12 protein-coding genes are annotated in these 13709 nt (G+C 59.9%); 3 read left to right on the top strand and 9 right to left on the bottom strand.

Going from position 1 to position 13709, the window contains the following annotated elements:
• Position 1 precedes the first annotated feature (1 nt).
• From BMY45_RS17410 to BMY45_RS17380, 7 genes are all read right to left on the bottom strand, one after another.
• A complete protein-coding gene (locus BMY45_RS17410) occupies positions 2-1615 on the bottom strand; it encodes an EAL domain-containing protein (protein WP_092399843.1) in 1614 nt (537 codons plus the stop codon).
• Between the two features lie 75 nt (positions 1616-1690).
• Entirely contained in the window at positions 1691-2470 is a 780-nt protein-coding gene (locus BMY45_RS17405) for an N-acetylmuramoyl-L-alanine amidase (RefSeq protein WP_092399687.1), read from the bottom strand.
• A gap of 100 nt (positions 2471-2570) precedes the next feature.
• Positions 2571-4646 carry a GGDEF domain-containing protein gene (locus BMY45_RS17400; RefSeq protein WP_092399685.1) on the bottom strand — a complete coding sequence of 692 codons (2076 nt, stop codon included), beginning with the start codon at positions 4644-4646 and terminating at the stop codon, positions 2571-2573.
• Entirely contained in the window at positions 4647-5522 is an 876-nt protein-coding gene (locus tag BMY45_RS17395; RefSeq protein ID WP_092399683.1) for an endonuclease/exonuclease/phosphatase family protein, read from the bottom strand.
• 14 nt (positions 5523-5536) lie between these two features.
• Positions 5537-6181: a thiol:disulfide interchange protein DsbA/DsbL gene (locus BMY45_RS17390; RefSeq protein ID WP_092399681.1), complete on the bottom strand. Its 645-nt coding sequence runs from the start codon at positions 6179-6181 to the stop codon at positions 5537-5539.
• Positions 6182-6378: 197 nt separating this feature from the next.
• Complete coding sequence (locus tag BMY45_RS17385; protein ID WP_092399679.1) at positions 6379-6987, bottom strand: c-type cytochrome; 609 nt, start codon at positions 6985-6987, stop codon at positions 6379-6381.
• 47 nt (positions 6988-7034) lie between these two features.
• Positions 7035-7325 (bottom strand): c-type cytochrome, encoded by a 291-nt coding sequence (locus tag BMY45_RS17380; RefSeq protein WP_003196231.1) that lies wholly within the window; start codon positions 7323-7325, stop codon positions 7035-7037.
• Between the two features lie 190 nt (positions 7326-7515).
• Here BMY45_RS17380 and yihA point away from each other — a divergent pair, with 190 nt between their 5' ends.
• On the top strand, positions 7516-8157 hold the full coding sequence (gene yihA / locus BMY45_RS17375) for a ribosome biogenesis GTP-binding protein YihA/YsxC (protein WP_092399677.1): 642 nt from the start codon (positions 7516-7518) through the stop codon (positions 8155-8157).
• A 311-nt stretch (positions 8158-8468) separates the two neighbouring features.
• Here the strand turns inward: yihA and polA are convergent, their stop codons facing one another.
• Positions 8469-11237 (bottom strand): DNA polymerase I, encoded by a 2769-nt coding sequence (gene polA, locus BMY45_RS17370; RefSeq protein WP_092399675.1) that lies wholly within the window; start codon positions 11235-11237, stop codon positions 8469-8471.
• Between the two features lie 74 nt (positions 11238-11311).
• Between polA and BMY45_RS17365 the strand changes: the two genes are divergently transcribed.
• Together BMY45_RS17365 and BMY45_RS17360 are read left to right on the top strand one after the other, a co-directional pair.
• Positions 11312-11599, top strand: a complete 288-nt coding sequence (locus tag BMY45_RS17365) for a DUF2782 domain-containing protein (RefSeq protein ID WP_047229784.1) — start codon at positions 11312-11314, stop codon at positions 11597-11599.
• A 60-nt stretch (positions 11600-11659) separates the two neighbouring features.
• The gene (locus BMY45_RS17360; RefSeq protein ID WP_092399673.1) at positions 11660-12610 is read left to right on the top strand and encodes a homoserine kinase; all 951 of its coding nucleotides are present in this window, start codon (positions 11660-11662) and stop codon (positions 12608-12610) included.
• Positions 12611-12767: 157 nt separating this feature from the next.
• Here BMY45_RS17360 and BMY45_RS17355 read toward each other — a convergent pair whose 3' ends face one another.
• A complete protein-coding gene (locus tag BMY45_RS17355) occupies positions 12768-13697 on the bottom strand; it encodes a zinc ABC transporter substrate-binding protein ZnuA (protein ID WP_092399841.1) in 930 nt (309 codons plus the stop codon).
• Between the last annotated feature and the right edge of the window lie 12 nt (positions 13698-13709).

Here is a 13709-nt window from a genome sequence, read left to right as displayed (position 1 = left end):
TTCAGGCCTCGTCGTCCATGCGTCGCCCCAGCAGGCGCCGGCCGCGGGTAATCAGCTCGATCAACTGCACGGCACTGAGCGCATGGGCAAACAGCCAACCCTGCCCGAAAGTCACGCCTTCGCTGCTCAGGTAAGACGCTTGGGCTTCATGCTCGATGCCCTCGGCAATCACCTTGAGCTCTAACGCGTGGGCCATGCGGATAATATGCGGGGCCACACCGCTGCTGGCGGCATCGTGCCCCAAGGCGTCGATGAAAGCTTTGTCGATTTTCAAACAGTCCACCGGCAAGGTCTGCAGGTAGGCGAGGCTGCAATAACCCGTGCCGAAATCATCGATCAACACTTGGTGCCCGACATCGCGCAGCGATTGCAGATTATCCCGGGCGACCAGGACATCGACCAATCCGCGTTCGGTCACTTCAAAGGCAATCTGGTGCGCCGACACCCGATGCAACGCCAGCAGGCGGGCGATCACTTCGCCGATACGTGGCACCATGACGTCGCACGCCGCCAGGTTCACCGAGATGTACAGCTGCGGATTGGCCCGCAGCAGCTGGCCCAACTGGTCGAACAGGCGTTGCAGCACGAAGTCTGTGATCTGACGGATCTGCCCGGTGTTCTCCGCCATCGGAATGAACAGGTCCGGGCTGGTGAGGGTGCCGTCCGGGCGCCGCCAGCGCAACAGGGCTTCAGCACCGACGCAATTGCGACTGCGCAGATCGAAGATCGGCTGGTACAGCACCTGCAATTCTCCGCGCCGGATGGCCCCGTGCAGTTCGGCGTCCATCGATTGGCGCTGACGCGCCAGCAGGAACACCTGGAAACCAATCCCCAGGCCCAGCATCAGGCTGATGGGCAGCAACCACCAGGCGTTCGAGGGAATATTTAAACCATTGCGTTGAGCAATCAGCACCAGTTGATATTCCGGGCTGTCGGTCTGCATCCGATAGATCAGGCGGTTCTGCGTCACTTGCAATGCATTGCGGCTTTTCGAGGGCCAAGGCTCCGTGGGCGGCCAGTATTGATCGGTACCCAGCACCGGTATCGCCCGCTGGCCCTGATCGAGCACCACCAACAGGCTGCTGCCGGGCGGCAAATCAACGACATCGGTCAGATGCCCGCGGGAAGTGGCAACGCGAAAATTGCCGCGACCCAGCATCAATGCCGCACGGTTTTCATCGGGCTCGGTGGTGGTATTGAGCCAGTAGCTGTAGGTCGGGCCCCGGATGTCAGGCGGTCGGATCACCGATAACCCGCTGCGGCGTGGGCGATTGGAACAAACCCCGCTGCTATCGATATATGCCGCTTCGTAAACAAAACGGTAGTTGAAGCTGACCTGCTGCAATGTCGCGATCATGTCGTCGTCGCATCTGCGCAACGGCTGGTTTTGCAGATCGTCGAGGCTTTCGCGCAATTGTCCGAAAAGTTGTTCGAGTCGCTGCAGAAAGCGCTCGCCCTGAGCATTCATCTGGTCGCTTTCACGCTGCTGGATTTGCTGTATCACGACAAACAGACTGGCCCCCAGCAACAGCACGGTACTCAGGACAGCCGCCATCATCGCCAAGAGAAACGGGCGATGGAGCCAGCTTTGCAGGGTTTCGCGGGCAGGCGTCATCATTGGTAATCCGAAAGTTACCAATGAGTTATAGCTTCTGATTTGGATTTAGCCCTGACCGTCGGACGGGCGTCATTATTTTGTCTGGTTGAGCACCTGCAGGATAGCCGCACTTTGCGCATCCGGCATGCCGTCGAACCGGGTCGGCCGGAAGCGCATCTGGAAGGCGGCAAGCACATGATGAGTGGCCACATCCCATTCGCCGGTGCGAGGCGTCGGGTAGCCGAACCGGGCCAACTCGGCCTGGAACCAACTGGCGTTCGGCACCTGCGCCGCGAAAACCGCCTGCTGGCGCATTACGGCCTGCTCGTCTGGCCAAATCCCCAGCCCCGCTTGCGCCAGGCGCTTCCAGGGAAACAGCGGCCCAGGATCAAGCTTGCGCATCGGGGCAATATCGCTATGCCCAATGATGTTGCGCGGGTTGATCCCATTACGCTGGGAGATGTCTTTGAGCAATGCGATCAAGGCCTGGACCTGAGCTTCGCTGTAGGGATACCAGAGGCGCCCGGTGGGCGTATCGACAAAACCGGGATTGACGATCTCAATGCCGATGGAGCTGGAATTGAGCCAGGTGCGGCCATCCCATTCACTGTCTCCGGCGTGCCAGGCGCGCCGGCCTTCATCCACCAGCTTGTAGACGGTCGCGCTTTTATCATCGCCGACCAGGTAATGCGCACTGACTTCGCCGTGGGTCAACAAAGCCAGGGACCGCTCCAGGGAAGCGGAAGTGTAATGCAGCACCACGAACTGGATACGGTTGTCATGATTGACGGAAGGGTGGCTGGTATCGAGCCTGGGGCCGCTGGCGCAACCGGCCAGAACCAGTAAGAAGGCAATGAGCGAAAATAATTTCATGGCAGGTGCATTACGCGCTGGAGGTAATGCAACAGTGTAACGTATCGCGTTGCGATGATCTGGCTCGTATAGCGGGATTCACAAAATGGAACAATTGCCTTCAGCTCCATTCCACTCGATTGCGCCCGGCATTTTTGGCTCTATAGAGCGCCTGATCGGCTCTTTTAAGCACCGAATCGCTGTGCTCCCCGGTTTTGAACGCGGTCATGCCCACGGACACGGTGATCGTGACCGGCTCACCCTTGAAGTGAAACGGGCAGGCCTCGATGGCTGCGCGCAGGGACTCGGCCAGTCTTGCCCCGACCGCCAGTGGCGTGTCGGGCACCAGCAGGACAAATTCCTCACCGCCAAAGCGGGCGATGAAATCGCTGCCACGTAAACGTCTGCGCAGCACCGAAGCGATGATCTTCAGCACCCGATCACCTGCCAGGTGGCCGTAGTTATCGTTGATGCGCTTGAAGTGATCCAGATCGAGCATGGCCAGTAGCAGACTGTTGCCGTGCCGCTGCCATTGGGCAACTTCTTGCTCGAGACGCTCGGACCAGGCGGCGCGGTTAGGCAGCCCAGTGAGCGGATCGATAAGCGCTTTTTGCCGCTGCTCTTCAAGATTATCCCGGACAACCTGGGCATCCTGCTCCATCAGCGCGACGCGCTCAGCCAGGCTTTTGAGGCGAGCCGATACTTCCTGCTCGCGCTGATCGCGCTGCTTCTGGTGCTGGTCCATCGTGCCAAGCAGGCCTTCAAGGTGGTTCTCCAGCACTTGCTTGAGACCTTCCAGGTCATCAGCTTCCTGCACGCTGCTTTGCAAGCCATCCACCTGCTCGCGAATCTGCGTGTCCATCTCCCGAGAGGCCGATTGGTTATCGGCATGGTCTTCACTGGCAGCCCGTAAACTGCTCTGGAAGGACTCCAGCCGATCATTGAGGCGCTGCAAGTACGCTTCGAATTCATGTTGGCCGGTGTCGGTAATTGCCAGCATGAGCACGGCAAGATCGTCGAGAATTGGCAGTAATTCATACCAGTTCAAGCCATTTTGCAGCCGTTCGCGCATGGCCTCGGCCTGGGGACGATGACGCTCGGGCAGGGTCAGGTCGCCCAGCAGGCCCAACAGGGTGTCTTCGATATGCCTGGCCACCGAACTGTAGGAAGGCTCCGGTGAGTCGGGCAGTTCATAATGGTCGCCCTCCAGATCAGACGCTGCCGGCTCGACGGCCGCCGAGGGTTCGACGGGCTCTTCCGGGAGGGGCAGCGCCTCGTCCGCTTGCGACGGCTCCTCGGGCATCAGCTCATCAGGGTTTTCAAGGGCGGGTACCTGCACTGCATTTTCCACAGGAATCCGCGCCGGCTCGGTAGTTGTATCCTGCTCGGGAGCTTCAACTTGTTCCAGAGTCGGCTCGCCAGCTTCGGATACCGGCGACGAAGAGGGTTCTGGATCAGGATCGAACATCGACGGAATGAACGCGACCGGTTCAGACGCCTCATCGACCGTTGCCGCGTGTCCTGCTAACACTGCCGGGGCAGGAGTTGGAGCTGGAGTTATGACGGGCGCAGTGTCAGTCACTAGCTGTGCCGGTGTCGGCGGTGCCGTTTCCAATACCGGCACCGCGCTGCGCTGGGCAGGTTCGTGCGGCTGGGGCGCGGCTTCTTCCTGGCCGTGGCCACCAAACAACCGTTGCAGCAGGCTCGGACGATTCGGTTCAGTGGGCGCTTCCAGCGCACTCAGCGCCTGGCCCTGCAAGCTGCTCAATTCACTGAGCAGCAAAGGAATCTCCCGAGCCTGGTCCACCCGGTCCTCCAACTGCTTGGAAAACCTTTTCAAAGGGCGGCTGACTTCCTTGGGCAGCGGCAAGGTTTGCAACTGAGCGACCAGGGAAGTCAATGCGGCGCTCACCTGTTCGACCCGAGTCTCGCGACGCTGCTCGGAATCGAGTACGGCTTTCTCCAGGCGGGGCAAAAGAGCGGCGAGGGCGGCATCCATGTCATCGGTGCGCACCACTTCGCGCATTTCTTTCATGCACTGATCAACCGCCCGGTCAGTGCCTTCGGCGGCCAGCGTACTGCGCACCAGGCCGCGGCGCAGCAAGTCGAGCCGGGCTGCCCAGCGGCGCTCGAGCTTTTCCTGCTGTTCGATGCTCTTGAAGTACTTCTCTCTCCAGCGTTCAGCTTCGTCGCTCATTCATGGGATCCGCGAGGGGGCAGGACTCACCGCAGGGAATGCATCCGCCGTGAGCGAACCCGGCAGACGAATTTCCACCGCGACAGGCAGGTGGTCGGAAATGGGGTGAGCCAGCACCTCGAACCGTTCGAGGGTCAAGGTGGGGCTCAGCAGAATATGGTCCAGGCAGCGCTGGGGGCGCCAGCTCGGAAACGTGGCTTCGACTTGTGGGGCGAGCAGACCGAGATCGCGCAGAGGCGAATTTTGCAGCAAGTCATTGGCATGGGTATTCATGTCACCCATCAATACCTGGTGCTTGTAGTCACCAATCAGCTCGCGGATGTAGGCCAGTTGCATCGTTCGGGTACGAGCCCCAAGGGCCAGATGCATCATGACCACGATCAACGCCTCCGGACCTTCGCCAAAGCGCGCCAGGATCGCACCGCGCCCCTTGGGACCGGGTAACGGGTGGTCTTCTATCGCCCACGGCCGCAGGCGGCTCAACACACCATTGCTGTGCTGGCCCAGGCGTCCGAGGTTACGATTGAGTTGTTGATACCAGTAGGGGAAAGCACCCAGTTGAGCCAGATGCTCCACCTGATTGACGTAGCCTGACCTCAGGCTTCCACCGTCGGCCTCTTGCAAGGCCACCAGGTCGAAGTCTCTCAGCAGGTCGCCGATCTTCTGCAGGTTAACGGCACGTCCGGTGTGCGGTAGCAGATGTTGCCAACCACGGGTCAGATAATGCCGGTAACGCTCGGTGCTGATGCCCACCTGAATATTGAAACTGAGCAGGCGCAGGCAGTTGTCGGCCGGCAGGCCCGTGGAGGCGATATGGTGCTCATTGACCCGCGGTTCATGCAGGCCAACGACGCGTTCGGTGCTCCAGCGGGCCATGGTCAGCGCCGCGCTTAGTTGGCGGCGGCCTTGGTTGCCGCTCGCTCTTTGGCAATCAGCTGGTCGGCCAGCTCAAGCGCCTGGTTCGCACCACCGGCCGAACCGATATCAAAGCGGTATTTGCCATTGACGACCATGGTGGGTACGCCGGTGATCTCGTATTTCTTGGCAAGTTCTTTGGCTTTGTTGATCTGGCCCTTGATGGCGAAGGAGTTGAAGGTATCCAGGAATTTTTCCTTGTCTACACCTTGGGTCGCCAGGAAGTTCGCCATGTCTTCTTTGTCGGTCAGCTTTTTGTGCTCATTCTGGATCGCGTTGAAAATGGCAGCGTGAACCTTGTGCTCGACGCCCATGGCTTCGAGGGTCAGGAACATCTGGCCGTGGGCGTCCCATGGGCCGCCGAACATGGCAGGGATGCGTACGAAGTTCACATCCGAAGGCAGTTTCTCGGCCCATGGGTTGATAACCGGTTCAAAAGCGTAGCAATGCGGGCAGCCGTACCAGAACAGCTCCACCACTTCGATCTTGCCAGGCACGGCCACTGGAACGGGATTGCTCAATTCGACGTAGGGGGCCTTCGATTCGTCGGCGTTGGCTTGGGCGGCCATGCCGAACAGGCTGACAGCGGCGAGCGCGGCGCTGATGATCAGATTACGCATGCTTTACTCCTGGATAATGAGGGGACCCCGCAAGGCCTTTTTTAAGACAGGCCGTGGAAGGTTCAAGTTCGCTAGTGTAACGGCAGCGGCCACAAAAAAGGGCGGCCAAAGCCACCCTTTTGATGTTCGCATCGACGGATTAATCGAGCGTTAACGTTGCAAGAGATGTAAACCCTCACAACGCCCTGCCAACGGTCTTAGTGCAGGCCCTGAATGTAGCTGGCCACCGCCGCGATCTCTTCGTCGCTCAGCTTGCGGGCAATGGTGCGCATCATCGCTTCGCCATCATTGGTACGACCGTCTGCTTCCTTGCGGAAATCAGTCAACTGCTTGGCAACGTATTGAGCGTGCTGGCCCCCAAGGTGAGGGAAGCCGGCCGCCGCGTTACCTTTGCCGTCAGGCGAGTGGCAACCGGTGCAGGCTGGAAGCCCCTTTTCCAGGTTGCCTCCGCGAAACAGCGCTTCACCACGTGCGACCAGATTAGGATCGGCGGCGCCAACGCTGCCCTTCTGGCTGGCGAAATAAGCCGCCATGTCCGCCAGGTCCTGATCGTTCAGGTTGGTCAGCAAGCCGTTCATTTCCAGCACGACACGCTTGCCGTCCTTGATGTCCTTCAACTGCTTGGTCAGGTAACGCTCGCCCTGGCCCGCCAGTTTCGGAAAGTTTGGTGCCATGCTGTTGCCATCCGGACCATGGCAGGCCCCACATACGGCGGCTTTCGCCTGGCCGGCGGCGGCATCGCCAGCGGCATGGGCTACGCCGGATATCCCCAATGTCAACAGCAGACTCACGATCAGTTTGTTCATCAGCTAATCCAACTACGGCTAAGGGTTAAAGAGTTTATGGACCGGGTTTACTCGCTCATCCACTGGATGATGGCTCGGTAATCCTCGGCACTGCAGTCCATGCACAAACCACGCGGCGGCATCGCCTTGAAACCCTGGGTCACGTGTTGCACCAGCGTCTCCATACCTTTCGCCAACCTCGGCGTCCAAGCTTCCTGATCACCCTTGCGGGGTGCCATGGGGAGTTGGCCGGAATGACAGGCACCACAAACACGGTTGTACACAGCTTCCGGATCCTGTGTAGCCTGAGCGCTGTAAAGCGGCATCAAGACACCGGCAGCTAGCAGCCATTTCGTCATAAAACGACCTTTTCAGGGTTGAGAGCGAGCTGCGTTCTAGTGCGCAATTTCAGTCGGTCGCTCCCGTGCGCTTCATCCTACGCTGGGACAAAGCGCACACAAAATCTGCGGCATTATATACTGGCGTCACTGAAACGGAAACGAACAGCTTGCCGCGTCCATTCCTGACGCCACCCACATCGGAAATCCCATGCAACTGAAGAACCCCATCCTCGGCCTGTGCCAACAGTCCACCTTCATGCTCAGCGCCGCCAAAGTCGATCAATGCCCCGACGATGAAGGCTTTGAAGTGGCTTTCGCCGGGCGTTCCAACGCTGGTAAATCCAGCGCACTGAACACCCTGACCCATGCAAGCCTGGCGCGCACCTCGAAAACCCCGGGTCGCACGCAGCTCTTGAACTTCTTCAAGCTAGACGATGAACGTCGTTTGGTCGACCTGCCCGGCTACGGCTATGCCAAGGTGCCGATTCCGCTGAAGCAGCATTGGCAGCGCCATTTGGAAGCCTATCTGGGCAGCCGCGAGAGCCTCAAGGGTCTGATTTTGATGATGGACATCCGTCATCCAATGACCGACTTCGACCTGCTGATGCTGGATTGGGCCGTGGCCAGCGGCATGCCGATGCACATTCTGCTGACCAAGGCAGACAAGCTGACCTACGGCGCGGCCAAGAATACGTTGCTCAAAGTGCAGTCGGAAATCCGCAAGGGGTGGGGTGAGGCGATCACCATCCAGTTGTTCTCGGCGCCCAAGCGCATGGGCCTGGAAGAGGCCTACACTGTATTGGCTGACTGGATGGAATTGGCAGACAAGGGCAGCGAAGAGGCGGAATAAGCCAACTCGCAGGCAAAAAAAACCCCGGACTTCTTATGGGGAGGGGGAAGTTCGGGGTCCAAGTTCCGGACCGCTAGGGCGGGGTCCAGATATCTGCCAACACTTAACACAACATAGGAGCATTGAAGGGCTTCACCAGCCTTTCAGAAACTCTGAGTAGCAATTCACGGTTTTAGTTCAGATTATTTTTGGAAATAACCTTAGGAATTTTCCGAACTAAAGACATCGCTCGCGGGTTTTCAGTGAGCCAATGTGGCGAGGGAGCTTGCTTCCTCGCCACGGGACTTACGCCAGCTTCAGAGCACTACGACTCAGTGCGCCTCGTCCCAGTTGTTTCCCACGCCCACTTCCACCAGGAGCGGCACATCCAGCGTGGCCGCGGCGCTCATGTGCTGGCGAATTTCCTCGCGCACCTGATCGACCAGGTCTTCACGCACCTCCAGCACCAATTCGTCGTGGACCTGCAGAATGACCTTGGCATCCAGTCCCGACGCAGTCAGCCAGCGATCCACCGCCACCATGGCTTTCTTGATGATATCTGCCGCGGTGCCTTGCATCGGCGCGTTGATGGCCGTGCGTTCTGCCCCTTTGCGCAACGCCGGGTTTTTCGCATTGATATCCGGCAGGTACAACCGGCGACCAAAAATGGTTTCGACATAACCCTGCTCGGCGGCCTGGGTGCGAGTGCGCTCCATGTAGGCCAGTACACCTGGGTAGCGGGCAAAGTAGCGGTCGATGTAAGCCTGGGACTGCTTGCGATCCACACCGATCTGCTTGGCCAGACCGAAAGCACTCATGCCGTAGATCAAACCGAAGTTGATCGCCTTGGCGCTGCGGCGCTGATCATGGGTGACAGCTTCCAACTCGACGCCGAACACCTCGGCAGCGGTGGCCCGGTGCACATCCAAGTCATTGCGAAACGCGTGGAGCAGGCCTTCATCCTTGGCCAGGTGCGCCATGATCCGCAGTTCGATCTGCGAGTAGTCCGCCGCCAGCAGCTTGTAGCCTTTCGGCGCAACGAATGCCTGACGAATCCTGCGGCCTTCGGCGGTGCGAATCGGAATGTTCTGCAGGTTGGGGTCGATCGAGGACAGTCGCCCGGTAGCGGCGACAGCTTGCTGATAATTAGTATGGACGCGGCCCGTGCGGCTGTTGATCTGCTCCGGCAGACGGTCGGTGTAGGTGCTCTTTAGCTTGCTCAGCGAGCGATACTGCATCAACACCTTGGGCAGCGGATAATCCTGCTCGGCCAGCTCGGCCAGCACCGCTTCGGCGGTAGACGCCTGGCCCTTGGCGGTTTTACTGAGCACCGGCAAGCCGAGTTTTTCGTAGAGGATCACCCCCAGTTGCTTGGGTGAGCCCAGGTTGAACTCCTCCCCGGCGATGGCAAATGCCTCACGCTCCAAGGCCACCAGCTTCTCGCCCAACTCGACACTCTGCACCCCCAGCAGGTTGGCATCGACCAGCGCACCCTGGCGCTCAATCCGCGCCAGGACCGGCATCAGCGGCATTTCGATTTCGTTGAGCACCTTGCCCAGACTGGGCGTGGCGGCCAGTCTTTCCTGCAGCGCCTGATGCAGACGGAACGTCACGTCCGCGTCTTCGGCGGCGTAAGGGCCGGCCAGTTCGAGGGAGATCTGGTCGAAAGTAAGCTGTTTGACGCCTTTCCCAGCGATGTCCTGGAAATCGGTCTTGCTTTGGCCCAGGTACTTGAGCGCCAGGCTGTCCATGTCGTGGCGGGTCGCCGTGGAGTCCAGCACATAGGACTCAAGCATGGTGTCAAAGGCGACGCCTTGAACCAGGATGCCGTTGTCCTGGTCACCACCGATGGCGCAGTTGGCCAGGATGTTGGTTTCAAACTTGGCATGCTGGCCGACCTTGAGCTTGTTCGGGTTTTCCAGCAGCGGCTTGAGAGCCCTGAGTACTGTGTCGCGGTCCAGTTGCTCCGGCACGCCCATGTAGGAGTGGGTCAGTGGGATGTAGGCTGCTTCAAACGGGGCGACGGCAAACGATAATCCCACCAGTTGCGAATGCTGGGCATCGCCGCCGTTGGTTTCGGTGACGAAGGCAAACAGCGGCGCTTTGTCCAGTTTGGCCAGCCACGCCTCGAAGCGCGCCTGATCGAGGATGACCTCATACCGGGCCTCGGCAGCGCCGGGCTGTTCTTCCGTGACTTCGACGATCTCCTGACCGGCACGCTTGGCATCGCGCTGGTTTTCTTCAAACCAGCTCTTGAACTCCAGCAGCGTGTACAGCTCGGCGAGTTTCTCGTGATCCGGCTGGCCCATTTTCAGGTCGTCGAGACCGACATCCAACGGCACGTCGGTCTTGATGGTCGCCAGCTCGTAGGAGAGGAGGGCCATTTCCTTGTGTTCTTCGAGTTTGGCGGCGAGGGTCTTGGCGCCACGAATCGGCAAGGTGGCGACGATGTCCAGTTGCGCATACAGCTCCGTCAGGCCGCCATTGACGCCCACTAGCAGGCCGGAGGCGGTCTTCGGCCCGATGCCCGGAACACCGGGGATGTTGTCGGAAGAATCGCCCATCAGCGCCAGATAATCGATGATCTGCTCCGGAGCGACGCCAAATTTCTCCTTCACGCCAGCCACGTCCAGCGCGCTACCGGTCATGGTGTTGACCAAGGTAATGTGCCCGTCGACCAATTGCGCCATGTCTTTGTCGCCAGTGGAGATCACCACCGGACGGTCGGCTGCGGCGCTGCTGCGGGCCAGGGTGCCGATCACGTCATCGGCTTCGACGTTGTCCACGCACAGCAGCGGGAAGCCCAAGGCCTTGACGCTGGCATGCAGCGGCTCGATCTGCACGCGCATGTCGTCGGGCATGCTGGGGCGGTTAGCCTTGTATTCGGCGTACAGCTCATCGCGAAAGGTCCCACCCTTGGCATCGAACACCACGGCGAACGGGCTGTCCGGATACTGCTTGCGCAGGCTCTTGAGCATGTTCAGCACGCCCTTGACCGCGCCCGTCGGCAGGCCTTTGGAGGTGGTCAGCGGTGGTAGCGCGTGAAAGGCGCGATAGAGGTAAGAAGAACCGTCCACCAGGACGAGGGGGGCTTGGCTCATGAGCAGGATCAACCTTTTCGGCGGGTCCGGGGCTAGAATAGCGGGACCGTTGACGACAAAGGGACAAGGTTATCATGCGTACACTAAATCGCCTGTTACTGGCTGGCTTGTTTGCAATCACCCCGCTGGCCGTCATGGCGGCGGACGACGCACCCTCGGCGGACCCGGATGTCACCATCCGCACCGAAGGCGATAGAACCATTCAGGAGTACCGGCAAAACGGCTTTCTGTACGCGATCAAGGTCACGCCCAAAAACGGCAAGCCTTATTTCCTGGTACGTGCCGATGGCAGCGACGGGAATTTCATCCGCTCGGATCAGCCGGATATGCTGATTCCATCGTGGAAAATCTTCGAGTGGTAATACCGCTCTCGACTTCAACCGGCGCTCGCTGATGGGCGCCCGTACTGGCAGTTTTTAACCATGTCTGTGTTCACTCCCCTGGCTCGGCCCGAGCTGGAAACCTTTCTCGCCCCTTATGGGCTCGGCCGCCTGCTTGATTTCCAGGGGATCGCCGCCGGCAGCGAAAACACCAATTTTTTTATCAGCCTGGAGCAGGGTGAATTTGTCCTGACCCTGGTGGAGCGCGGCCCGGTGCAGGAAATGCCGTTCTTCATCGAGCTGCTGGATGTACTGCATGACGCCGACCTGCCGGTGCCTTACGCCTTGCGTACCACCGACGGCGTTGCACTGCGAGAACTGGCCGGCAAGCCGGCGCTGCTGCAACCGCGCCTGGCCGGCAAGCACATCAAGCAGGCCAACGCACAGCATTGCGCCCAGGTGGGGGAGTTGCTGGCCCATCTGCACCTGGCGACCAAGGACAACATGATCAAGCGCAAGACCGATCGCGGCCTGGACTGGATGCAGGAGGAGGGTGCGAAGCTGTTGACGCACCTCGATACCGAACCCCGTCGGTTGCTGGAAGCTGCGCTGGATGAAATCGCGCAACAAAAGGTAAAAATCCTGGCACTGCCCCGGGCCAACATCCACGCGGACCTGTTCCGCGACAATGCGATGTTCGAGGGTACGCACCTGACCGGGTTGATCGACTTCTACAACGCCTGCTCCGGACCAATGCTGTATGACGTTGCCATCGCCCTGAACGACTGGTGTTCGGATGACAACGGTGTACTCGATGGCCCACGGACACGGGCCTTGTTGGGGGCTTATGCGGCGCTGCGTCCATTCACGGCAGCCGAAGCCGAGTCATGGCCGACGATGCTGCGCGTGGCCTGCGTGCGGTTTTGGCTGTCGCGGCTGATCGCCGCCGAATCGTTTGCCGGACAGGACGTGTTGATTCACGACCCGATGGAGTTTCAGCAGCGCTTGGCGCAGCGGCAGACGGTCAGCGCGATGTTGCCGCTCGCCCTCTGACAGCAAGCAGATCTGAATGCCTTTGTGGCGAGGGGATTTATCCCCGCTGGGCTGCGCAGCAGCCCTTTGCTTTCGGTCTGACGGACTGCGGTGGCAGATATTTCTTGGGGCCGCTTCGCGCCCCAACGGGGATAAATCCCCTCGCCACAGGTTTGCGTTATAGCGACTCCAGGCACCCCGCCAGATCATTCCCCAGCTTCTCCAGCAACTGCTCATACCCTTGCGCCGTCGCCGGGGTGTAGCCGCCCAGCGCATCCAGTTCCGCCAGTTTCACCGGCAACCCGGCCACCAGGGTTTCGGCCAGGCGCGGGCGCAGGGGCGGTTCGCTGAAGACGCATGTCTTGCCCACGGTCTGCAAGCGATTGCGCATTGCCGCCACATGCTGGGCACCCGGCTGGACTTCGGCGGCCACGGCAAACACCCCGGCGTGCTTGAGGCCGTAGTGGTCTTCGAAATAGTCGAACGCCTCGTGGAACACAAAATACGGCTTGCCCGCGACCCCGGCCAGACGGCTCTTCAAACGCCCATCCAACGCATCAAGACGCTGGTTAAAGCCCTTGAGGTTGCTTTGATAGCGGCTGGCATTGGCCGGATCGGCCGCGCTCAGGTCGGCAGCCATTCTGGCGGCAATCACCCGCGCATTGATGGGCGAGAGCCACAAGTGAGCATCAATGGTGCCGGGTCGATGGTCGTGATCATGCTCATCGGCGCCATGCTCATCCTCGGCGTGGGAATGACTGTCCTGGGCGAAGTGACGCAACGTGAGCCCCGGTACGTCCTGCACCGCGACGGACGGCAACGTACGACCATTCAGCACACGCGGCAGGAAGCTTTCCATGTCGGGGCCAATCCAGTAGAGCAAATCCACCGACTGCACCTTCCGTACGTCGGATGGCCGCAAGGCGTAATGGTGAGGCGAGGCACCAGGCGGCAACAGCACCTCTGGAACGGCCACGCCGTCCTGCACGGCGGCGGCAATCAGTTGCAATGGCTTGATGCTGGTAAGCACTTTGACTTCGGCCTGGGCCGGGCCGATCAGTAGAAAACTGGCGACAAAAGCGACAAAGATCGAAAAATTTCGGGACACGATGACCACTCG

Source organism: Pseudomonas sp. NFACC39-1, assembly GCF_900110355.1.
GTDB classification, from domain to species: Bacteria; Pseudomonadota; Gammaproteobacteria; order Pseudomonadales; family Pseudomonadaceae; genus Aquipseudomonas; species Aquipseudomonas tehranensis.
Note: the sequence above shows the minus strand (reverse complement) of the source record. Positions and strands in the feature narration are given on the sequence as shown.

Bases quoted from the DNA above. Each gene is read 5' to 3' on its own strand.
- BMY45_RS17410 (WP_092399843.1), bottom strand. From the start codon at position 1,615: ATGACGCCTGCCCGCGAAACCCTGCAAAGCTGGCTCCATCGCCCGTTT.
- BMY45_RS17405 (WP_092399687.1), bottom strand. From the start codon at position 2,470: ATGAAATTATTTTCGCTCATTGCCTTCTTACTGGTTCTGGCCGGTTGC.
- BMY45_RS17400 (WP_092399685.1), bottom strand. From the start codon at position 4,646: ATGAGCGACGAAGCTGAACGCTGGAGAGAGAAGTACTTCAAGAGCATC.
- BMY45_RS17395 (WP_092399683.1), bottom strand. From the start codon at position 5,522: ATGGCCCGCTGGAGCACCGAACGCGTCGTTGGCCTGCATGAACCGCGG.
- BMY45_RS17390 (WP_092399681.1), bottom strand. From the start codon at position 6,181: ATGCGTAATCTGATCATCAGCGCCGCGCTCGCCGCTGTCAGCCTGTTC.
- BMY45_RS17385 (WP_092399679.1), bottom strand. From the start codon at position 6,987: ATGAACAAACTGATCGTGAGTCTGCTGTTGACATTGGGGATATCCGGC.
- BMY45_RS17380 (WP_003196231.1), bottom strand. From the start codon at position 7,325: ATGACGAAATGGCTGCTAGCTGCCGGTGTCTTGATGCCGCTTTACAGC.
- yihA (WP_092399677.1), top strand. From the start codon at position 7,516: ATGCAACTGAAGAACCCCATCCTCGGCCTGTGCCAACAGTCCACCTTC.
- polA (WP_092399675.1), bottom strand. From the start codon at position 11,237: ATGAGCCAAGCCCCCCTCGTCCTGGTGGACGGTTCTTCTTACCTCTAT.
- BMY45_RS17365 (WP_047229784.1), top strand. From the start codon at position 11,312: ATGCGTACACTAAATCGCCTGTTACTGGCTGGCTTGTTTGCAATCACC.
- BMY45_RS17360 (WP_092399673.1), top strand. From the start codon at position 11,660: ATGTCTGTGTTCACTCCCCTGGCTCGGCCCGAGCTGGAAACCTTTCTC.